The 20,962-nt window shown below is 72.8% G+C and carries 21 protein-coding genes; 13 read left to right on the plus strand and 8 right to left on the minus strand.

Translation table 11 applies throughout. The features are described from left to right. Nucleotides 1–54 precede the first annotated feature (54 nt). From C470_RS05790 to C470_RS05810, 5 genes are all read left to right on the plus strand, one after another. The gene (locus tag C470_RS05790) at nt 55–1,794 is read left to right on the plus strand and encodes an anthranilate synthase component I family protein (RefSeq protein WP_008365887.1); all 1,740 of its coding nucleotides are present in this window, start codon (nt 55–57) and stop codon (nt 1,792–1,794) included. Beyond that, nucleotides 1,791–2,444 carry an anthranilate synthase component II gene (locus C470_RS05795; RefSeq protein WP_004596574.1) on the plus strand — a complete coding sequence of 218 codons (654 nt, stop codon included), beginning with the start codon at nt 1,791–1,793 and terminating at the stop codon, nt 2,442–2,444. Before C470_RS05790 ends, C470_RS05795 begins: the two co-directional genes overlap by 4 nt. Further along, nucleotides 2,437–3,378 (plus strand): aminotransferase class IV, encoded by a 942-nt coding sequence (locus tag C470_RS05800; RefSeq protein WP_008365889.1) that lies wholly within the window; start codon nt 2,437–2,439, stop codon nt 3,376–3,378. The genes C470_RS05795 and C470_RS05800 overlap by 8 nt, the downstream gene beginning before the upstream one ends. A gap of 78 nt (nt 3,379–3,456) precedes the next feature. Then, nucleotides 3,457–4,056: a DUF5789 family protein gene (locus C470_RS05805; protein ID WP_008365890.1), complete on the plus strand. Its 600-nt coding sequence runs from the start codon at nt 3,457–3,459 to the stop codon at nt 4,054–4,056. An 87-nt stretch (nt 4,057–4,143) separates the two neighbouring features. Then, complete coding sequence (locus tag C470_RS05810) at nt 4,144–4,614, plus strand: Rieske (2Fe-2S) protein (RefSeq protein ID WP_004596577.1); 471 nt, start codon at nt 4,144–4,146, stop codon at nt 4,612–4,614. Between the two features lie 19 nt (nt 4,615–4,633). Here the strand turns inward: C470_RS05810 and C470_RS05815 are convergent, their stop codons facing one another. Next, nucleotides 4,634–5,080, minus strand: a complete 447-nt coding sequence (locus tag C470_RS05815; RefSeq protein WP_007994573.1) for a DUF5788 family protein — start codon at nt 5,078–5,080, stop codon at nt 4,634–4,636. Between the two features lie 119 nt (nt 5,081–5,199). Between C470_RS05815 and C470_RS05820 the strand changes: the two genes are divergently transcribed. Then, entirely contained in the window at nt 5,200–6,000 is an 801-nt protein-coding gene (locus C470_RS05820) for a YkgJ family cysteine cluster protein (protein ID WP_007344848.1), read from the plus strand. Between the two features lie 27 nt (nt 6,001–6,027). Here the strand turns inward: C470_RS05820 and C470_RS05825 are convergent, their stop codons facing one another. Both C470_RS05825 and C470_RS05830 read right to left on the minus strand, forming a co-directional pair. Next, nucleotides 6,028–6,933: a dihydrodipicolinate synthase family protein gene (locus C470_RS05825; protein WP_007344849.1), complete on the minus strand. Its 906-nt coding sequence runs from the start codon at nt 6,931–6,933 to the stop codon at nt 6,028–6,030. Between the two features lie 68 nt (nt 6,934–7,001). After that, nucleotides 7,002–8,105, minus strand: coding sequence for a bactofilin family protein (locus tag C470_RS05830; protein ID WP_008365893.1), 1,104 nt, complete (start codon nt 8,103–8,105; stop codon nt 7,002–7,004). Between the two features lie 152 nt (nt 8,106–8,257). Between C470_RS05830 and C470_RS05835 the strand changes: the two genes are divergently transcribed. Then, on the plus strand, nt 8,258–8,668 hold the full coding sequence (locus C470_RS05835) for a TRAM domain-containing protein (protein ID WP_004596588.1): 411 nt from the start codon (nt 8,258–8,260) through the stop codon (nt 8,666–8,668). Between the two features lie 15 nt (nt 8,669–8,683). Here C470_RS05835 and C470_RS05840 read toward each other — a convergent pair whose 3' ends face one another. Further along, nucleotides 8,684–9,403, minus strand: coding sequence for a class I SAM-dependent methyltransferase (locus C470_RS05840; RefSeq protein ID WP_004596590.1), 720 nt, complete (start codon nt 9,401–9,403; stop codon nt 8,684–8,686). A 100-nt stretch (nt 9,404–9,503) separates the two neighbouring features. Beyond that, nucleotides 9,504–9,896, minus strand: a complete 393-nt coding sequence (locus C470_RS05845; protein ID WP_004596592.1) for a PPOX class F420-dependent oxidoreductase — start codon at nt 9,894–9,896, stop codon at nt 9,504–9,506. Nucleotides 9,897–10,047: 151 nt separating this feature from the next. Between C470_RS05845 and C470_RS05850 the strand changes: the two genes are divergently transcribed. The 4 genes from C470_RS05850 to C470_RS05865 all read left to right on the plus strand — a co-directional run bounded on the left by C470_RS05850 (nt 10,048) and on the right by C470_RS05865 (nt 12,650). Next, the gene (locus tag C470_RS05850; protein WP_007344851.1) at nt 10,048–10,320 is read left to right on the plus strand and encodes a MarR family transcriptional regulator; all 273 of its coding nucleotides are present in this window, start codon (nt 10,048–10,050) and stop codon (nt 10,318–10,320) included. A 137-nt stretch (nt 10,321–10,457) separates the two neighbouring features. After that, on the plus strand, nt 10,458–11,501 hold the full coding sequence (locus C470_RS05855; RefSeq protein ID WP_008365896.1) for a glycosyltransferase: 1,044 nt from the start codon (nt 10,458–10,460) through the stop codon (nt 11,499–11,501). A 46-nt stretch (nt 11,502–11,547) separates the two neighbouring features. Continuing rightward, entirely contained in the window at nt 11,548–12,366 is an 819-nt protein-coding gene (gene hisF / locus C470_RS05860; RefSeq protein WP_004596597.1) for an imidazole glycerol phosphate synthase subunit HisF, read from the plus strand. A gap of 98 nt (nt 12,367–12,464) precedes the next feature. Beyond that, the gene (locus C470_RS05865) at nt 12,465–12,650 is read left to right on the plus strand and encodes a DUF7511 domain-containing protein (protein ID WP_008365898.1); all 186 of its coding nucleotides are present in this window, start codon (nt 12,465–12,467) and stop codon (nt 12,648–12,650) included. 434 nt (nt 12,651–13,084) lie between these two features. Here C470_RS05865 and C470_RS05870 read toward each other — a convergent pair whose 3' ends face one another. Continuing rightward, the gene (locus C470_RS05870; protein ID WP_008365900.1) at nt 13,085–15,214 is read right to left on the minus strand and encodes a hypothetical protein; all 2,130 of its coding nucleotides are present in this window, start codon (nt 15,212–15,214) and stop codon (nt 13,085–13,087) included. A 104-nt stretch (nt 15,215–15,318) separates the two neighbouring features. Between C470_RS05870 and C470_RS05875 the strand changes: the two genes are divergently transcribed. Together C470_RS05875 and C470_RS05880 are read left to right on the plus strand one after the other, a co-directional pair. Continuing rightward, nucleotides 15,319–17,670 (plus strand): alpha-amylase family glycosyl hydrolase, encoded by a 2,352-nt coding sequence (locus tag C470_RS05875; RefSeq protein WP_008365902.1) that lies wholly within the window; start codon nt 15,319–15,321, stop codon nt 17,668–17,670. Between the two features lie 85 nt (nt 17,671–17,755). Next, on the plus strand, nt 17,756–18,817 hold the full coding sequence (locus C470_RS05880; protein WP_007994592.1) for a TrmB family transcriptional regulator: 1,062 nt from the start codon (nt 17,756–17,758) through the stop codon (nt 18,815–18,817). A gap of 150 nt (nt 18,818–18,967) precedes the next feature. Here C470_RS05880 and C470_RS05885 read toward each other — a convergent pair whose 3' ends face one another. Then, on the minus strand, nt 18,968–20,023 hold the full coding sequence (locus C470_RS05885) for a DUF7551 domain-containing protein (protein WP_008365904.1): 1,056 nt from the start codon (nt 20,021–20,023) through the stop codon (nt 18,968–18,970). A 24-nt stretch (nt 20,024–20,047) separates the two neighbouring features. Beyond that, nucleotides 20,048–20,869 (minus strand): NAD(P)/FAD-dependent oxidoreductase, encoded by an 822-nt coding sequence (locus C470_RS05890; RefSeq protein ID WP_008365906.1) that lies wholly within the window; start codon nt 20,867–20,869, stop codon nt 20,048–20,050. Between the last annotated feature and the right edge of the window lie 93 nt (nt 20,870–20,962).

A 20,962-nucleotide genomic window follows, 5' to 3' on the forward strand; every position in this document is an offset into this window, starting at 1 on the left:
TCGACCGGTTCCGACGACCGCAACTGTTTCACCGCCCCCGCCGAACAGGGTTCCATGAGGCGAACGGTACACACCGACCGGGACCGGTTCCGCGCGGTCGCCGCCGTGGCGCCGGACGGCGCGAGGGTACCGGTCGAACTCCGGGTCGCCGTCGACGACCCCTTCGCGGCCTACCGCCGGGCGCGCGACGGCCCCGGCGGCGTCTTCTACGAGACGACCGGCGGCCAGTCCGGGTGGGGGTACTTCGGCGTCGACCCGGTCGAGCGGCTGACCGTCTCCGGCGAAGCGGTCGTCGCGGACGGCGACCCGGAGCGATCTGACAGCAGCCCGGAGCGGTCCGGCGACGGAGACGACTCCGGGACCGCGGGCGACTACCGGCGCCCCTCGCCCTCGCTCGCGGCGCTGGAGGGCGTCCTCGACGGCGAGCGGCTGGCCCGCGGGGACTGCGAGGTGCCGTACCCCTGCGGCGCGTTCGGCTGGCTCTCCTACGACGCCGCCCGCGAACTGGAGGACTTCCCGCCGGCGGCGCCCGACGGCCCCGGCGCGGTCGACGACCGGGGGCTCCCGCGGCTCCGGGCCGCGCTCTTCGACCGGATCGCGGCGTGGGAGTGTCCGGTGGACGGCGGCGACGGTGACGTCGACGGGACCGTCACGCTCCGCGTCACCGCCTGTCCCCGGGTTCCGGCGGGGCTCGACGACCCCGACGACGACCGCGACGCGCTCGACTCGCTGTTCGAGGAGGGACGGACGCGGGCCGCCGACCTGATAGACCGGATCGAGAACGGCGATCCGGCAGCGGGACCGGCGCCGGACCCGACCGCCGAGAGCGCGACCTTCGAGAGCGACGTGGGCCGGGAGGGGTACGCCGACGCGGTCCGGCGGGTCAAGGAGTACATTCGCGAGGGCGACACGTTCCAGGCGAACGTCTCCCAGCGGCTCACCGCGCCGGCCGCGGTCCACGCGGTCGAGGCGTACGACGCGCTCCGCGAGGTGAACCCGGCGCCGTACTCCGGGCTGATCGAGTTCGGCGGGAGCGGAGAGGCCGGGACCGGCGAAACCGAGTCCGACCGGCCGAGCGGCGTCGACCTCGTGAGCGCGAGCCCGGAGCTCCTCCTGGAACGCGAGCCGACCGACGACCCCGAGCGCGGCGCGCGGCTCGTCACGGAGCCGATCGCGGGGACGCGACCGCGGGGGGACTCGGAGGCGGCGGACGCCGGACTGGAGACCGAGCTGACCGGCGACGCGAAGGAGCGCGCCGAACACGCGATGCTGGTCGACTTAGAGCGCAACGACCTCGGGAAGGTGTCGCGGTTCGGCACGGTCGACGTCGCGGAGTACCGCCGCGTCGACCGCTACAGCGAGGTGATGCACCTCGTGAGCCTGATCGAGGGGGAGGCCCGCCCGGACGCCGGGTTCGCGGACGCGGTCGCCGCCTGCTTCCCCGGCGGGACCATCACGGGCGCGCCGAAGCCGCGGACGATGGAGATAATCGACGAGCTGGAGCCGACGCGCCGGGGGCCGTACACCGGGTCGATGTTCGCGGCCGGGTTCGACGGGCGCGCGACGCTGAACATCGTCATTCGGACGCTCGTGCGCCACGCCGCCGAGTACCACCTCCGGGTCGGGGCCGGGATCGTCCACGACTCCGACCCGGACGCCGAGTACGAGGAGACGCTCGCGAAGGCCCGCGCCCTCGTGAGCGCCGTCGACGAGGCGCTCGCCGCCGGCGGGATGGCGGTCGGCGAGGCGATCGGGGAGGTCGACGAGCCGACCGAGGAGGCGGTCGAGCGATGACGGGCGGCAGCACTGACTCGGAGCCGACGGAGGGGAGGGACGGCTGGCGCCCCGGCGCGGGCGAGTCCGACGCGCGGGTCCTCGTCGTCGACAACTACGACTCGTTCGCGTACAACCTCGTCCAGTACGTCGGCGAGGTCGCCGGCGCGGTGACGGTCCGGCGGAACGACGCGGTCGACCTCGCGGGGATCCGCGCGCTCGACCCGGACGGCGTCGTCGTCTCGCCGGGCCCGGGAACCCCCGCGGAGGCGGGGATTTCGACAGCGGTCTTCGAGCTCGACCGGCCAGTGTTCGGCGTCTGCCTCGGCCATCAGGCGCTGTGCGCGAGCCGCGGGAGCCGCGTCGGCCACGCGCCCGAGGTCGTCCACGGGAAGCCCTCGACGATCAGCCACGACGGCGAGGGCGTCTTCGCCGGCCTCCCCGACCGGCTCCGCGTCGGGCGCTACCACTCGCTGTGCGTCGAGCGCGAGGACCTCCCGGACGAGCTGGTCGAGACCGCGCGCACCGACGAGGAGCGAGAGGTCGTGATGGGCGTGCGCCACCGCGAGAAGCCCCACGTCGGCGTCCAGTTCCACCCGGAGAGCATCCTCACGCCGCGCGGGAAGCGCATGGTCCGGAACTTCGTGGAGGGGTGCGAGGCGCATGAGTGACGACGGCGAAGGGTCCGAGGCGGCCGGCGACGACGACCCGCTGCGGTACCACGTCGACGGCGACCTCGTCCCCGCCCCGGAGGCGACCGTTTCGGTGGAGGACCGCGGGTTCGCCTACGGCGACGCCGCCTTCGAGACGATCCGCGCGTACGGCGGCGACGTCTTCCGGTGGGAGGCGCACGCGGAGCGCCTCGCGGACACCTGCGAGACGCTGGCGCTCGACCACGGGGTCGCCGACGCGGAGCTGAAGCGGCGGGTCGACGAGACGCTGGCCGCGAACGACCTCGCGGACGCGTACGTGAAGCTCTCGATCTCGCGGGGGGTCCAGCCCGGCACGCTCGACCCGCAGCCCGAGGTCGACCCCACCGTCGTCGTCATCGCGAAGCCGCTCCCGCGGGGCGGCGTCGGGAGCGATCCCGTCCACGACGGCCCCGCCGCGCTCCAGACGACGAAGACGCGCAAGGTCGCGGACCGCGCGATCCCGGCCGCGGCCAAGACGCACAACTACCTCAACGGAATCCTCGCCCGCCTGGAGCTCCGCGTCACCGACGCCGACGAGGCGCTGATGCTCGACCCCGACGGCAACGTCGCCGAGGGCGCGACCGCGAACCTCTTCTTCGTCGACGGGACGGCCCTCAAGACCCCCTCGCTCGACGGGCCGATCCTGCCCGGCGTCACCAGGCGGACCGTGATCGAGGTCGCGGAGTCGGAGGGGATCCCGGTCGAGGAGGGGACGTACGCGCCGGACGCGGTCCGCGAGGCCGACGAGGTCTTCCTCACGAACTCGACGTGGGAGATCCGACCCGTGACGACCGTCGACGGCATCGCGGTCGACGGCGACGGCGAGGGGGTCGCCGGGCCGCTCACGACGCTCCTCTCGCGGCTGTTCGACCGGCGGATCGAAGAGGGGTACTACGACGGCGAGCGGTTGTGATCGGATTTCCCGCCGCAGAAGCGGTTTCGCCGCCAATTTTGACCACACCGTTATCCCGACGGGAGCCGTAGATGAGGGATGGCAGACGACAAGGACGGACGAGAGAAACAGGCCGCAGACGAGGACCGCCGACAGCGCAAGCGCGACGTCGAGGCCGAGCTGGAGCGCGGCGACGAGGCCGAGCCCCCGATCGACCCCGACGAGGTCGACGAGTTCGAGGCGGCGCTCGAACCGCTGACGTTCCCGGCGACGGGCCGCGAGATCGTCGCCGCGGTCGGCGAGCGCGAACTCGAATCGTCGACCCGCGTGTACGCCGTCGCCGACCTGCTCCCCGACGCCGACATGGAGGCGTTCGACACGCCCGCGACCGTCCGGGAGCGCGTCCGTCGCCCGGCGGTCGCGGCCGCGATGAAGCGGGTCGTCGAGGCGGCCGCGACGCTCGAGAACGAGGAGTTCGGCCGGTCGCAACACGAGGCGTTCGAGCGGACCTTCCGCGCGCTGAGCGACGTCGACGAGCTCGACGACGACGAGGGCGTCCGCGCGATCGCCGACTGGGTCGCCGACCGGGTCGCGGAGAAGGAGACGGTCCCCGGGTCGCGAGACGTGCGCCGACAGGCCGCGAAGTACTGTCGGAAACACGGCTACGAGGTGCGCGACGACGAGTGGCTCGGGGTCTGAGGGGACTCCGGCCCGCGTCGGACCGGGGAAGTCGTCCTCGACGCGGGAACGCACAACGTTCAAGCCGGTCGCCGGCCTCGCACGGACATGGACGAGCACCGCCGGATCGCCGGCGTCGAGGAGGTTCCCGAGGAGAGCACGCTGCTCGCGACGCTGCGCCCGGTCGACCCCGAGTCGGTCGACGAGGGCGAGGGCGACCTCGGCGAGGGCGAGGACGGGGACCCCGAGGTCGAGGCGGTCCTCACGCGGGCCGCCGGCGAGGTGCGCGCGTTCCGGAACTACTGTCAACACTGGACGGACGTCCGGCTCGACAAGGACGACGGCGCGTTCGTGCGCGACGGCGAGGTGTTCTGTCAGACCCACGGCGCGACGTTCGAGGCCGACGGCGGCTACTGTAACTTCGGCCCCTGCGAGGGCGCCGTCCTCGAATCGGTCGACGTGACGGTCGACGGCGACGCGGTGTACCTCGACGACGACGGCTACGAGTTCGTCCGGCTCGGCCCCTCAGCGGGGAAGGGCGACGGCAGCGGCTCGCGGATCGATTTCACCGGGAACTGAACCTCCCGAAGAGGACCGGTCAGAACCGCGTGCGGCCGCTCCCGCCGCCGGCGTCCTCGCGCCCGAGCGCCTTCTTTAAGAAGTTCATCCACCGCTTCTGGTCGGCCGCCTCCTGCCGCTTCGCCTCGGTCTCCGGATCGGGCGCGTCGAGCCCCTCCAGCGCCTCCAGCGCGCGGTCGATGCCGATTATCGACGACGCCAGCCGCTCGCCCTCCTCGTAGCTCACCTCGTTCTCCTCGATGGGTTCGAGCCGGTCGAGCCGCTCGCGCCGGAGGTTCCGCTTCGCGCGCTCGACGCGGTCGCGCTCGCCCGGCGGGACAGAGTCCCGGCGCTTGATCTCGAAGACGAACGACCGCAGGTCGATCGCCTCGCCCTGGATCTCGATCGACTCCGGGATGTCGACGCCGATCGTCGAAGACTCCCGCTCGACCCGTTCCAGGAGCTGTTTTCGCTCGAACTCCTTCACGCCGGGTCTGTAGGGAGCGGGCGCACTTCGCTCCTTCGCCCCCGGGCCGTCGCCCGCCGAACGAGTCGGGCGTCACTCGAAGAGACGACGTTAACCGCGTCGCGCCGCAACCGGGTCGCATGGAGTCGCTCGAAGCCGAACTCGCCGCGGCCCGCGACCTCGACGTCGCGGAGCTGGCGGACGCCATCGAGTCCATCGGCTTCGAGTGCACGCGCTGCGGCGGCTGCTGTACCGGCTACGCCCCGGACGAGCCGGGCGGCGCGCCCGCGGGAGAGGGCGCGGACGAGGACGACGGAGCGGGAAGCACCGAGAGCGGCGCCGGGTGCCACGACGACGGCGCGGTCGGCGACGCCGACCGCGAGCCCCACACCGCGACCGTCTTCCCGGACGAGGTCCGGCGCGTCGCCGACGCCGCCGAGGAGGCGTTCGGCGAGGCGTACGACTGGCGCGACGTGGCGCGGCCGATGCCGTTCGGCCTCGACGCCGACGCGGACGGCGACCCGGTCGGCGAGACGTTCGAGTGGGCGCTCGCGACCGACGACTGCGGCGACTGTACCTTCTACGAGGAGTCGGACGGGCAGGGGGCCTGTACGGTCCACGACGCGCGCCCGCTCATCTGCCGGACCTACCCGTTCAGCGTCGCCCTGGAGGGGACGAGCCAGCCGATGGGCGAGCCGGTCGACGAGGCGGGCGTCGTCCGCGCCCACGAGTGCGAGGGGCTCGGCCGCGACGTCTCCCGCGAGGACGCCGAGGAGCTGGCCGGCGCGCTGAAGGAGCGCGCGGTGCGCGAGCTGGAGGAGGCGATCGGCGTCCGCGACACCTACGATCCGAACGCACGGGACCGGGCCGACGGCGACGTCGTCGTCTTCGACTCCGAGGGCCCGAAGGAGGCCGACGGGGGCCCCGTCCGCAGCGAGTAGCGGTCGGATACCGGATTTCGTCGCCTCTCAGACCACGTCCAGCGCCGCGTCCACGTCGGCGCGGATCGCCCCGCGGGCGTCCTCGTCCGGGAGCGTGAGCGGCGGGCGCACGGCCGGGTCCGGAATGTACCCGCGGTGGGCGGCCGCGACCTTCGTCGCGGGCGCGAAGCCGTGGTCGGCGCAGCGGGCGAACAGCGGCCTGACCGCGCGGCGGTGAAGCGTCAGCGCGCGCTCGTCGTCGCCGTCGCGGATCGCCTCGCCGAGCGCGACGAAGACCTCCGGGATCACCTGCGAGAGCGCGTGGATCCCGCCGTCGACCCCGAGGCTCGCGCTCGGGTACAACAGCGCGTCGACGCCCTGAAAGACGGTGAACTCGTCCGGGGTCCGGTCGACGGCGGTGTCGACCGCCGAGACGTCGCCGCTCGTGTCCTTCAGCCCGACGATCGAGTCGCGCTCGGCGGCGGCCGCGAGGACGTCGGGGGCGATCGGCTCGCCGACCGTCGACGGGATGTCGTAGAGGTAGATCGGAAGCGGGGCATCGTCGGCGACCGCGTCCAGGAAGGCACGCTGTCCCGCCGGCGCCGTCGAGTTGTGGTAGTACGGGAGGGTGACGAGCCCCGCATCGGCGTCGACCTCGGCCGCGAATCGGAGCCGCTCGCGGACCCCCGCGACCGTCGTGTCCGCCGCGCCGGCGAGCACGGGAATGCGACCGTCGACCGCCTCGACGACGGTCTCGACGACCGTTCGGTGTTCCTCGTCGGTGAGGCTCGCGAACTCGCCGGTCGTCCCGCAGGGGACGACCCCGTCGAGGCCGGCGTCGACGAGCGTCTCAGCGTGGTCCGCGAGCGCGTCGGCGTCCACGTTCCCGTCGGCGTCGAACGGGGTGACGATCGGCGGCGAGACGGCGGCGTGGGGGAAATCGATGTCGTCCATGCGCCCCGGTTCGACGGGCCGCGACAAAGGCCTTGGTCCGGCGGCGAGATCCGTCCCGGAGCGCGCCGTCAGTCGGCGGCCACCGCCTCCTGATCGGAAGCGGCTCCGGAATCGCGACCGCGGTACCTGTCGTTCAGCGCGAGCGCGAGCGAACCGAGGCCGAGCAGCAGCACGAGGAGTTCCGCGAGCCCGCCGACCCACGGGAGGAGCCCGATCAGGGCGAGTGCGACGACGCCGAGGAACAGTGCGAGCCAGCGGTTCGGGCTTCCGAGCCGGTCGAGAACCCACGACCCGACGGCGTACTGGCCGTAGACGGACCCGACCCAGATCGCGGCGCCGTAGGCCGCGAACCCGACGAGCGCCAGCGGGATCCCGACGATCGTGATCGCCACGAGAAGGAGGGCAAACGGGGTGACGACGAGCGCGAGGAGGCCGACTCCGCCGCTGACGAACGTGTCGCTGCCGACGCGGTCCCCGACGGAGCGGGAGAACCGGGGGAACACGAGCAGCAGGACGGCGCCCAGCGCGAGGTTGACGGCGACGCCGTAGGCGGTGCCGACCCACGAGGGCAGGAACGATCCCCCGCCGCCGATGCCTGGGCCGCCGTCGCCGCCGAGGCTCGGGTCCTCGACGACGCCGCCGGCGACCGACGCGCCCGAGCTCCGGGTGAACTCCTCGGCGTCGTATCGGAACTCGCCGTCGACGACCGCGTTTGGACCGAGGACGACCGATTCGCCGGCCGCGCGGACATCGCCGCCGACCGCGCCGTCGACCGTTATCGAGCCCGCGCCGACGTCGAGCGACCCGTCGATCCGCCCGGTCTCCGTCAGCTCGAAGGCGCCGGCGCCGACCTCGACGTCGCCGGCGACCGTCCCGTCGATGATGACCGTTCCGGCGGCGGAGTCGACGTTCCCGCCGACTCGACCCGTCTCGGCGATCCGGATCGACCCGGCCGCGCCGGAGACGTCTCCCTCGACGGTGCCGCGCACGACGATCGTCGCGGCCGCGGTCTCGACGCTGTCGACCGTCTCGCCCTCGTCGACGACGACGGAGGCGGACGGCGTCTGTACCGACTGTGCCGCCGCGACCCCCGTAGCGAGCGGCGAGAGGAGTGCGACCGCCGCGAGCAGGAGGGCGATTCGGCGGCGCGCGTTGCCGTCTGAGAGGACCATGCGCGAGGTATCTCCGTCGAGGCATATATGTCTATTCGACAACTGGTGACGAACGCCTCGCTCGGTCGGCCGGGACCGACGTCGGCGCGACGCCTGACTGTGTCGGCGGTACAACTATACTGGCTCGCGATCAGATTCCGGTGGAGTCTACTATGGAAATCTCCGAGAAGCTCCTCTGTCTGTTCAGCGCGGAAGTTCGCGAGGCCGACGACGGCGAGTACGTCGTCGACGTGCCCAACCGAGAGATCGACGCCGGATCGCTGGAGCCGGGCGAGACGTACCGCGTCGCGCTCGTCGCCCGCGACGGGACCGCGGCGTCGGCAGACGACGCCGACGCCTCCCCCTCGCGGAGCGACGACGGGCCGCAGCCGCCGGTCGAGCCGGGCGAGATGCGGTACGTCGAGATCGAGGACCTCGGCAAGCAGGGCGACGGGATCGCCCGCGTCGAGCGCGGGTACGTGATCATCGTCCCCGACACCGAGGTCGGCGAGCGCGTGAAGATCGAAGTGACCGAAGTGAAGTCCAACTTCGCCGTCGGCGAAGTCGTCGAAGAGGCGGGCTGAGCGGCGGCGAGGCGGCTACTCCTCCTCCGGCACCCTGGCGTCCCAGTACGATACCGAGGCGACGTAGTCGCCGGGAATCGTGTCGCCCGCGAGCTCGTCCAGGGCCCGGAACGGCTTCGCGACGGCGCCCGGGAGCTCGCGGTAGAAGCCGTACGGCAACACGAAGTCGTGCTCCTCGTTCGCGAGCGTGAGTCCCGCCTCGCCGAGCATCGCGGCGACCTGTCGCTCCGAGTAGAGCCGCGACCCCATCGGGAGCAGCCAGGTGTACAGCGTCCGCAGGCTGCGGCCGTTGAACGTGTCGAAGAACACCTGATCGCGGCTCACCCGGCGGAGCTCCTTCGCGAACGGGACCGGGTCGTCCATCAGGTGGAAGAAGCGCATCGCGACGACCGTGTCGAAGTGGTCGTCCGGGAACGGGAGCCGCGAGGCGTCGCCCCGGAGGAACTCGACCGTGTCGGCGTGCCCGGCGGCGGCGACCTTCTCGCGGGCCTGTTCGAGCATCTCGCGGGAGACGTCGAGCCCGACGACGTCCGCCCCCTGGTCGGCGAGCATCGTCGTGAACCGCCCGGTGCCGCAGGCGACCTCCAGCACGCGGTGGCCCGGGTCGATCGGGCCCAGCGCGGCGAGGACGGCCTCCTTCTCCCGGCGATCGATGAGCTGTCCGCCGCCGGAGAACCGGACGTCGTCGTACTCCTCGGCGACCTCGTCGGCCTGGTACCAGTCCTGTCCCTTCACGTTGTCCGTGATGGAGTCCGGACCGACAAAACCGTACTGGATGCGGGCGGGCGGCGACCTCGGTGGTGTCCGTCGGAACGGCTCGGCCGGCGGCCCTCGCTCACCCGCTCGTTGCCACGTTCTCGGCCGGGATCTTCACGATCACGCGCTCGCCCTCCTCCTCGTCGTGGTGGGGGTACTCGTCGACGCCGAAGTACCGGCGGGCGAGCTCGTCGATGTGTTCGCGCGCGCCCTCCTCGGTCAGCTCGGCCTCGCCGCGGACGGAGACGTACCGGTACGGGTCGTCGGGGTCGAGCACGCTGACGCCGACCTTCGGGTTCTCGCGGACGTTCCGCTCCTTGCGTCGCCCGCGGGCGGTGTTGACGAGGACGTACTCGCGGTCCTCGTGGTCGACCCACACCGGGGTGACGTGGGGGAGCCCGTCCGGCCCGACGGTCGCGAAGTGCGCGTACGACTCGGCTTCGAGGATGTCGACGTGGGACTCGGGTATCACGGGGGCGCGTACGGGCCGCCGTCGGAAAACCTGCCTGATAGATCGTCTACGATAACCGGGCGAAGAGTGATATTAACACATTATATTATCACAGGCGAATTCCCCTATATGTAGCCAACCTTTACCACTACCCACGGGATTCGTGTGAGACATGAGTACCAGTCCCGCGGAGACCGCTGACCAAGACCGCCTGTCGGAGACCGAGTACCGCGACCGCCTGCGCGAGCTGCCCCCGAGCGCGAAGCTCGTCGCGAAGGTACTGGAGGGGGACGCCCCCCTCTCGCAGGGCGGCCTCGCCGAGGAGTCGCTGCTCCCCGACCGCACCGTCCGCTACGCGCTCAACCGCCTCGAGGAGGAGGGCCTCGTCGACTCGCGGTACAGCTTCAAGGACGCGCGCAAGCAGGTGTACTACCTGACCATCTGAACGGCTCCGGACCGCCGTCGTGACCTGCTGAACGGCTCCGGACCGCCGTCGCCGGCCGTGGTCGGCTCGGCGTCGGATCGGGCCGCACCGAACGCACACGTTGCCCTTTTTACCTCCTCGCCCCGATAACGCCTCGTATGGACCTCTCGGTCGTCGTCCCGACGCTCAACGGTCGGGACCGGTTGGCCGCCTGCCTCGACGCGCTGGCGGCCGACGCCACCGACGCCGAGGTGATCGTGGTCAACGGTCCCTCGGCCGACGGCACGACCGGTATGGTGCGCGACCGCGACGACGTCGACGTGCTGGTCGAGATCTCCGACCGCACGGTGAACGTCGCCCGCAACGCCGGCATCGAGGTGGCGACGGGCGACGCGGTCGCGCTGGTGGACTACGACAACCGGATCGAGCCGGGGTGGCGCGACGCGGTCGCCGACGGCCTCGACGCGGCCCCCGTTGTCTCGGGGCCGGTGACGCCGATCCCGCCGAGCGAGGCGGCCGAGAGAGCGGAGACCGAGACGGTGGGACCGGCGGAGACCGGCTCGGAGCGCGATCCGACCGAGCCGGAGCGCAACCGGATCGCGGGCAGAGACGTCACCTACTTCGAGAGCGGGAACGTCGCGTTCCGGCGGGACGCCCTCCGGGACCTCGACGGCTTCGACGAGTACCTCCGGGTCGGCGGCGCGCGCGACGCGGCCCACCGGCTCGCGCGAATGGACCGCGAGGTGGCGTGGCGGCCGGCGATGGCCGCGCGGAAGGAGCTCCCGACCCCGACCGCCGCGGACGGCGGGCGCAGCGCCCACGAGTGGGGCTGGAAGTACCGGGGGCTCGCCTACCGGCTGCTGAAGAACTACGGCGTGCGGCCGACCGTCCTCCTCAGGACGGGGTCGCACGCGGTCGGCGACGCCATCGGCGCGGCGAAGGACGTGGTCCGCGGCGAGTCGACTCCCTCGCGGTGGGCCGCGACGGGTCGCGACGTGCTGGTGGGACTCACCGGCGGGTGCTCCGACGGGTTCGTCGCGCGGCGTCGCGACCGGAGCCCCGCGCGGAACCCGAACGGCATCTCGACGCGCGCGGACCGCGCCGTCGCGAAGTACGACCGGCGGACGGAGGCAAAGCGGGGCGAGCGTGGTCGCTCCGGAGACGAAAGCGGAGCCATCGAGGCTGACGGCGATCCCGAGTGAGCCCCGGGCATTTTAACCGAGGGCGCGGCCTACGCTCCGGCAACGAATGGGACTCACGAAGCGCATCATTCCCTGTATCGACGTCGACCTCGACGACGACGGCGACGCCGCGGTGTACACCGGCGTCAACTTCGAGAACCTTGAGTACACCGGCGACCCCGTCGAGCTGGCGAAGAAGTACAACGAGGCGGGCGCCGACGAGTTCGTCTTCCTCGACATCACCGCCAGCGCCGAGGGGCGGGAGACGATGCTCGACGTGGTGAACGCGGTCGCCGACGAGTGTTTCATCCCGCTGACGGTCGGCGGCGGCATCCGGACGAAAGCGGACATCAAGGAGACGCTCCGGGCCGGCGCGGACAAGGTGTCGATCACGACCGGCGCCCTCGAACGCCCCGAGCTCATCGAGGAGGGCGCGGCCGCGTTCGGCAGCCAGTGCATCGTCATCTCGGTCGACGCCCGCCGCCGGTACGACGACGCGGGCGACCACTTCTACGAGGACGAGGACGGCGAGACGGTGTGGTTCGAGTGCACGAAGAAGGGCGGCCGCGAGGGCACCGGGATCGACGCCGTCTCGTGGGCGAAGGAGGCCGAGGAGCGCGGCGCGGGCGAGCTGTTCGTCAACTCCATCGACAAGGACGGGACGAAGGACGGCTACGACATCCCCCTGATGAAGGCAGTCGGCGAGGCCGTCTCGACCCCCCTCATCGCCTCCTCCGGCTGCGGGAGCCCCGAGGACATGTATGACGTGTTCACCGAGGCGAACGCGGACGCCGGGCTCGCGGCCTCCATCTTCCACTTCGGCGACTACTCCATCGAGGAGACGAAGGCGTACCTCGACGAGCGCGGCGTGCCGGTGCGCCGCTGAACGCGGCGTGCCGGTCAGACGTTAACTACTACTGTAGTGTGTATTTTCTCACGTCCGAAACCAACAGTTATTATCCGATCGGGCGCGAAGCGTGACGTATGTCCACGTCCACGTCATCCGCACGTGTTCGCGACGGGTCGCCGGCGCTCGTCTGTAAACGGACCGACGGCGACGACGGCGGCGAGGTGACGTTCTTCGAGCGGGACGTCGACCCGGACGAGCGGACCACCCGGTGGATCACGGTCCGCGAGTCAGACTGCGTCTCCCGCGACGAGTGGCGATAATATCGGGTTTGTCGTGTTTTCGGTTTCTATTTATAAATCGTTGTGAGCGGAGCGGCGGTAATCACTTCCAGAACGCCAGCCGCTCGCTTATAAATAGTCGACGGTGGATCGACAGCGAACACCGCCAAAGCCCCAGCCGCGAGGCGGACGCACGCTCGCTGCGCTCCTCACTCGGTCGCTCACTCTGTTCGCTCCCTCGTTGCGGTGCTTACGTCGCCTGCGTCCGCCTCGCGGCTGCCCCTTTGAATCCCGCCCCCACCGCACGGCAACCGCACAGCGACCGCACCTCACACCTCCCCAGCCTCGTCGGCGGTCCTTCGCTTCGCTCCGGACCGCCGACTCCCTCGCGCGTGCTCCTCGCGGCCGCTTTCGGCGGCCACTCGGAGGCACGCGCCGACCGCACTGGTCATTTATAAATAGTCGCCGAGGTCCGGTCAGTCGTCGTCCGCGGCGGCGGGGTCGGCGAACTGCGGCAGCTCGTCGTCGAGCAGCGCGACCGTCGCCAGCCGGATCGCGTGCGGCCAGCCGAGCGGGGTCGCGCTGTCGGGCGTCCCGTCGTCGAAGAACTGCTCGGGGAGGTACGTCGTCGGCTCGCAGAGGGAGCCGCCGGGCGAGACGAGCGAGAGCAGGTCGCGGGCGCGTTCGACCATCTCGGCGGCGCGCGGGTCGTCGTGCGCCGCGAGCAGGGCCGCGAGCTCCGCGCAGGCGTTCGCGCCCCACGCGGTCGAGACGGTCCACACCTTCTCGGAGAGCTGGTCCGCCCGTCGCCAGCCGTCGCCCTCGTAGCGGATCAACCCGGCGATGTCGTCGGTCTCGTGGGAGAGCCCGTCGACGACCGTCTCGACGTGCGAGACCAGCCGGTCGAGGCGCTCGTCGTCGACCGGGCCGACCGCGTCGTACGAGCGGTGCGCGGCCGCGAGCGCCAGCGTCGCGGAGTCGAGCCGGTCGTCGATCCCGCCGTCGAGCGTCTCGCGGACCGCGTAACAGCCGCGCTCGGGCACCCAGAGGTCGTCGAGCGCGTCGTACACCTCGCGGGCCCGGTCGCGGGCGTGCGCGACGAGGTCCTCGGGGAGCGCGTCGGCGCCGGGCACGGCGTCGGGGTCGTCGAGCGCGTCGACGGCGAGCCCCTCGCCGCGGCGGCCGAGCTCGCTGTACGCCTCCAGGAACGTCGCGGCGGTGTGCGTGAACCGCCCGGCGGAGTCCTCCCACGCGTTCTGGCAGACGACGGGGCGGCCGTCCGGTTCGAGCGTTCGGTCGAGCCCGGCGAGCGCGGCGACGAGGGTCGCGTCCAGCCCGTCGACGTCGACGCCGGCGGCGCGGGCCCGGGCGAGGTACGCGACGACGCTGCCGGTCTGGTCGGCCTGGTAGTCGACGTCCGGCCCGTCCTCGATGCGGGCGTTCGCCCACCCGGGCGCGAGCGCGCCGTCGCGGGGCCACACCCGGTGAGGCCAGGAGCCGTCGGGGCGCTGCGTGGCGACGTACATCCGGGCGGAGCGGGCGTGCCAGTCGTCGAGGTCGACGCCGACCGCGTCGGCCGCGCCGAGGAGGAACCCGGAGATCTCCGCGTCGTCGCGGAACCACGTGTAGCCGTAGCCGCCGGAGTGCTCGTAGTAGGGGTCGAAGTCCGGCCCCGCGATCCGGAGCCCGGAGGGAGAAGAGAGCAGCGAGAGGACGCGAAGGTCGGCGACCACGGAGTCGCGGGCGGGCGCGGACTCGGGGACCGCGGGGAGCGAGTCGGCGGCCGCGTCCGCGAGCGCGTCGACGCTGTCGAGGTCGGCGAAGAGCTCGTCGAGCCGCTCGCGGGCCGCCTCGCGGTCGGTCTCCGCGCGGTCCGTCAGGAGCGTGGCGACGGTCGCGACGCCGTCCGCGAACGGCACGTCGGCGATCACCTCGCCGGAGAGGCGCTCCTCCTCGTACCGGTCGCCGTCGCGGTCGCGCGGGAGGTCGGTCGGGTCGTCGGCGAGCAGTTCCGGGAACGTCGCGGGGAGCTGGCCGCGGAGGTCGGCGAAGCCGGTCGCGCTCGCGAGGAAGTCGTGCTCGTCGGCGTGGTACACCTCGACGGCGTCGTCGTAGCGGAGCTGCCCAACCCGGTCGTCGCGGCCGTCGGGCGCGAAGCGGGCGTAGACGACGAGCGAGGCGTCCTCAGGGCCGGCGGCGTCGCCGCCGGTGGTGCCGTCCTCGCCCGACGCTTCCTCGCCGAACTCGACCGACGCCCGGGTGAGGTGCGCGTCGCCGAGCGTGACGTCGTGGCGCGTCACCGTCGCGCGCGGCGTCTCGTGGACCGTCTCGACCAGCGCGGTGTCGCCGACGTACCGCTGGGTCGTCTCGGCCTCGTCGAGCCACGCGACCTCGTCGCCGACGGCGAGCCCGATCCGGGACCTGACGAGTCCGGTCCGACCGGTGAGCGGGTAGCCGAAGTCGCGGAGTTCGCCGTCGTCGCCGACGTGGACGAGCCGGCCGTCGCCGCCCGAAAACCGACCGGAGACGGTGCGCCGCTCGCCGGGGAAGCGCGTCCCGTCACCGGCGTGGCGCTTGTAGTCATCGAGCGCGTCGCGGAGCTGCATTACGCGAACACACGCCACCGGGCGACATGAACCTTTGGTGTAATTATTGTTCACTCGTTTGGCGAACGGAAACCCTCAAACCGCGGCGCGACGAGAGGCGGGGCGTGCACGAACCCGGCCCCCCGCGAACGACGAGCGTCGGCGAGCCCGTCGAGCTGGCGCCGCGGTCACCCGACCCCGACGGGACCTACCGCTGGACCGTCCGCGACGCGCCCGCCGAGAGCGACCTCTCCCCCGGAGACGGTCCGGACCCGAACGCGACCGGTCCACCGAGCTCGGCGACCGCGGCCGGTTCGGATAGCTCGGCGACGGACGCGGCCGCTCCCGCCGATTCGACGGCGGTGCTGCGCGCGAGCGAGACGAGCCGCGACGACGACCCCGTCGTCCACCTCGATCCGGACGCGCCCGGGACCTACGTCCTCGCGCTCGACGCGCCGGACGGGACCCACCGCCAGCGCGTGCGGGTCTTCCCCGACGAGCGCCGCGAGGCGGAGATCCGCGTGCCGGTCGACGACCTCTCCGTCGAGGACGGCGAGGTCGACCGCGTCTCCCTCCTGTGGCCCCACAACGAGAACCGGCTCGCCCTCGACCGGGCCGAGCGCGACGGCGACGAGTGGGTCGCGTCGGTGCGCGTCCCGCCGGGCAGCCACGGCTTCGGCTTCGTCCCCGACGGCGACCGCTCGGCGGCGTACCACGGGGAGTGTGAGGTGCCGGGCCCGGGCCGACCGCGGCTCTCGCTGGACGCGACCGTCGTCGAGGCCGATGAACCCGACGACCCGGCGGAGGGCGACCGGCTCCGCCTGACGGCCGTGGTCGACCCCGCGCCGGCGATCGACGACGTCGAGCGCGGCGGCGACCCGGACGCGCTCGACGCGACGTTCCTCGTCGACGACCGGGACGCCGACCCGGAGACGGTCGCGGCGATCGAGTCGCGCGCTGACGGCCGGACGCTCACGGTCCCGCTCGGCGAGCTCCCCGACTCGGTCCGGGTCCGCGCGGTCCCGCACGGCGAGCGGTACGGGGCCGCGGAGACGGTGCGGATCGAGACGGGGGAGGGCGGGGAGAGCGACGCGGAGGTATCGAGCGGCGACGTCGGCGGGTCGGTCGCGGTCACCGACCCGAACCCGACGCCCGAGTGGGCGGAGTCGCCGACGATCTACGAGGTGTTCGTGCGGTCGTTCGCGGGCGACACGCTGCCGACGACGTTCGCGGAGATCGAGCGTCGGGTCGAGTACCTGGAACACCTCGGGGTCGACGCCCTCTGGCTCACCCCCGTCCTCGCCTCACCGACGGAGCACGGCTACCACGTCACCGACTACTACGACACCGCGAGCGATCTCGGCTCCCGCGAGGCGTTCGCGTCGCTCGTCGACGCCTGCCACGACGCCGGGATCCGCGTCGTCTTCGATCTCGTGATCAACCACACCTCTCGCGACCACCCCGCCTTCCATCTCCACTCGGCCGGCGTCGACGCGTACGCCGACCACTACCGCCGGACCGACGCGGCCGCCGACGTGACCGGGATCGACTGGGCCGAACTCGACGGGGGCGCGGCGCCCGACTACTACTTCGAGTGGGGCCGCATCCCGAACCTCAACTACGACAGCCCGACGGTCCGCGAGTGGCTGCTCGACGTGATCGACGAGTGGGCCGGCGTCGTCGACGGGTTCCGCGCCGACGTGGCGTGGGGCGTCCCGCACGGCTTCTGGAAGGAGGTCGCCGACCGCGTCCCCGAGGACGTGCTCCTCCTCGACGAGACCCTCCCACACGACCCGTTCTACGGCGAGGGAGAGTTCCACCGCCACTACGACACCTCGCTGTACGAGGCGCTCCGCGCGATCGGCGCGGGCGAGAAGCCGGCCGACGCGGTCGAAACGGCGCTCGCGCGCGGCGAGTGGCTCGGCTTCGACGACCCCGCTGCCCAGATGCGCTACGTCGAGAACCACGACGAGGACCGCTATCTCGCCGAGTACGGCCGAGACGCGCTCCGCGCGGCCGCGGCCGTGACGTTCACGCTGCCGGGCGCGCCGATGATCTACGCCGGGCAGGAGCGCGGCAACGAGACGTACCGGGGCCCGATCCGGTGGCACGACGGCGACAACGCCCTCACCGAGTTCCACCGCGAACTGGCCGCGCTGCGCGCGGCCGAACCGGTCCTGCGGACGGGCGCGGTCGACTTCGACGGCCGCGCGGCGGACGTGCGCGTCGTGGAGGGCGACGCCGAGCGCGTGACCGCCTACGAGCGGACGCCGCCGGAGGAAGGCGAAGTCGACGGCGGGGTCGACGCCGCGGACGGCGATCCCCTGCTCGTCGTCGTCAACTTCGCCGACGAGCCGGCGACGGTCGCCGTGCCCGAGGAGGTCGAGGCGGACCTGTTCGGGGACGGGAGCGCGGCGGAACGCGACGGCGACGGCGAGGCTCGGGTCGCGGTCGACGCGGTCGCCGTCCTCCGCTGACCGGTCGGCCGCCGGCGGTCGGTCGCGGAGCGGCGAAGCCGCCCCGGACCGACTCTTATAAGTGTCGCTCGGAAGAGGCGTTCGTATGGACGACCGGACGCTGACAGACCTCCTCCGTCGGTTCGGGCTCTCGGACAAGGAGGTCGACACCTATCTCAGTCTGCTGGAACACGGCGAGGCGAAGGCGAGCACCGTCGCCGACGCGGCGGGCGTCTCGAAGCGGTACGTCTACAGCGTGAGCGAGTCGCTGGCGGAGCGCGGCTTCGTCGAGGTGAACGACCACGTCGTGCCGACGACGATCCGCGCGAACCCGCCGGACGAGGTGATAGACCGGCTCCGGTCCGACGTGGACGCGATGCGGCCCGGGCTGGCGGAGCGGTACTCCCGCGTGGAGCGCCAGGCCGAGCAGTTCGAGGTGATCAAGTCGCGGGCCACCGTGATCAAGCGGATCCGCTCGCTGCTCGCGGACGCCGAAAGCGAGGTGGCGCTGTCGATCACCGCGAAGCAGCTCCCCGAGGTGCGGGAGGCGCTCGTCGACGCGGTCGACCGCGGCGTCCTCGTCCTCCTCGTGGTCTCCGACGCGGCCGCGGACCTCGACGCGGACGACCCCGGGCTGGCGGGCGTCGCGAACGTCGTCCGGACGTGGGGCGAGGCGATGCCGACCCTGCTCACGGTCGACTCCGCGGCCGGCGTCGTCTCCCCGCCGGAGCTCCTCCGGCGGTCGACGACCGACCGGCAGGCCATCGCCTTCGCGCAGGAGCAGCTCGCGCCGGTGATCGTCGGCTCCTTCCTCGGGAACTACTGGCCCGCCGCGACCGAGCTCGCCGTCGCCGACCCGGCGCCGCTCCCGGCCGAGTACACCGACTTCAGGCACACCGTCCTCCAGGCGACGCTGCGGCTCCGCGCCGGCGACCCGCCGCGGGTGACCGTCGGCGGCCGGTGGACGGACGACGACGAGCCGGCCGAGGTCGTCGGCCGCGTCGTCGAGACGAGACAGGGGATGGTGGAGCCGACGAACAACGAGTTCCCGGTCGAGCACTCGCTCGTCGTCGAGACCGACGACGGCGAGGTCACCGTCGGGGGGCAGGGCGCGTTCGTCGAGGACGTCGAGGCCGACCTCGTGCGGATCGAGCCCGACGAGGAGTAGGCGGCGACGCGGACGCCGGGACACGCGAAGCCGGACCGTAGGAGGCTGAGACGCAAGCGCCGGGGCGCGAGAAGCCCGGGCACGGAGATCCGGATCGGCGGCGGTCGGCGCGTCGCCAAGCCGGCGGTCGGCGCGTCGCCAAGCCGGCGGTCAGTTCCCCGCGGGAACCGACGCGGTCGACGGACCGCCGTCGAGGGAGGGGGCCTGCGGGTCGACCCTGACCCACCAGTCCGAGCCGGCCGAGTCGCCGGCCGCCGCGAGGAGGGCGGTCCCGGCGATGCGGCCCCGCGGGTCCCGGCGGCACACCTCCAGCGCGGCCGGGAGCGTCGCGACCCGCCCGTCCGTGGGCGACAGCGCGTACCCGCTGATCCGCACCGTCGCGTCGTCGGGCCCCCCGGCTTCCGAGGCCGGTCCCGCGTCGCCCGCGCGCTCGTAGCCCTCGACGAGGCCAACGGCCGCGAGGCGGTCGAACGCCGCGCCGACCGGATCGGCCGCGGACGGCTCCGGCGGGTCGGGGAGGCGCTCGGCGGCGTCGGCCAACACCGCCGCCTGCGCCGTCGGGCCGAGGTGTCGGTCGAGCGCGGCCGCCGTCGCCTCGAGCAGACAGAGACAGAGGTCGTCGGGGTCGGAGACGCGCTCGGCGTGCGAGAAGTACGCGTCCATGACCGCCGACTCGGCGCGGTCGTGGCCCCCGGCGGAGAGCGCCTCGAACGTCGCCGCGGCCGCCGCGTGACAGAACTCGACGCGGTCGCGGGCCCGGCCGCGCCCCCCGGCTTCGTCCGCGGGTCGGCGGTCCGTCGACCCCTCGTCGCCGCCGGCCCGGCGGTGGGCGGTGCCGTCGACGATCCGATCCGACAGCTCGTCGGGCGGCTCCTCGCCGTCGTCGGGGGCGAACGTCTCGGGATCGTCGGGGGCAGGCGCCCGTGCCCCGTCGTCCCGCCCCGTCGACCGCGACGGCGGCTCCGCGAACTCCTGTCTGACGATCACGTCGTAGAAGGGGAGTTCGGGGTCGTACCGACGGAGCGTGTCGCGGTACTGCTCGGTCGCCCGGGCCGCCGCGCGGGCTGTCTCGCGGCCCTCGAAGCGCAGCCCCGCGGCCGGGACCGGCCGGTCGCCGTACCGGGCGCAGACGAGCGAGAACTCGCCGTCCTCGCCCGCGAGCGATTCGATGTGGTCCGCGATGTCGAGTAGCGTGGTTCCGATCACGGTTGGGTGGGTGGTTGCGTGCGGTCAGTCCTCCAGGCTCGGGTGCGTCTCCTGCGGATCGGGGTGCGGCTCGGCGAACCGGTCGCGCGTCGCGTCGAGCGCGGCGGCCTCGCGTGCCCGGCGTTCCTCGTCGTCGATCTCCTCGCAGCCCGGCGGCACGTCGCGGCCGCGGTCGGTGAAGTACCCCTCGGGCGCGACCCAGTCGTGGTAGAACGGGGTCTCCGCTTCCTCGAGGAGCGTCACCGCGACCTCGGCGCCGTGACCCGCGCACACCGCCGCCTGATGGGGCTTGCGGGCGAGCCGCCCCGCCGCGTACAGCCCGTCGACCCCGGTCCGGCCGCGCTCGTCTGCGTCGACGTACGCCTTTCCGCGGTCGACGATCGCGACGCCGTCGAGCCCCTCCAGGTAGCCCACCTCGTTCTTCGTCGCGGCGACGACGTGCCGCGCCCGGATCCGGTCGCCCTCGTCGGTGGTCACGGCGAAGCGCGCGGTTGCTTCCGCGTCGCCGGCGTCCGCGTCGGAGCCCTCGCGAGCGAGCGAGATCCGCGTGACGCGGGCGTCGAGGCGGTCCGCGCCGGCGGTCTCCGCCTGCTCGCCCAGCAGGTCGAGCAGTCGACGCGCGTCGACGCCGAGCGGGAAGCCGGGGAAGTTCTCCAGGCGCGCGTTGCGCCGGAGGACCGAGCCGCCGGGGTCGACGACGAGCGTGTCGAGGCCCTGCCGGGCGGTGTAGACGGCCGCCGAGAGGCCGGCGACCCCGCCGCCGACGACCACCACGTCGCGCGCGGCCGGCCGGTCGTCGGTCGAGGCGTTCGGGCCCTCGGCTGGGTCGGTCGCGTCCGCCGTCATCCGTCGATCACCCGTCTCCGTCCGGAGGCGTCGCCGGTCCGATCGTGGTTCGAATCCATACCCCTCGACGCGGCCGCGACGAGATACGGCCTT

Origin of the sequence: Halorubrum distributum JCM 13561 (assembly GCF_000337395.1) — an archaeon.
Classification (GTDB): Archaea; Halobacteriota; Halobacteria; order Halobacteriales; family Haloferacaceae; genus Halorubrum; species Halorubrum distributum.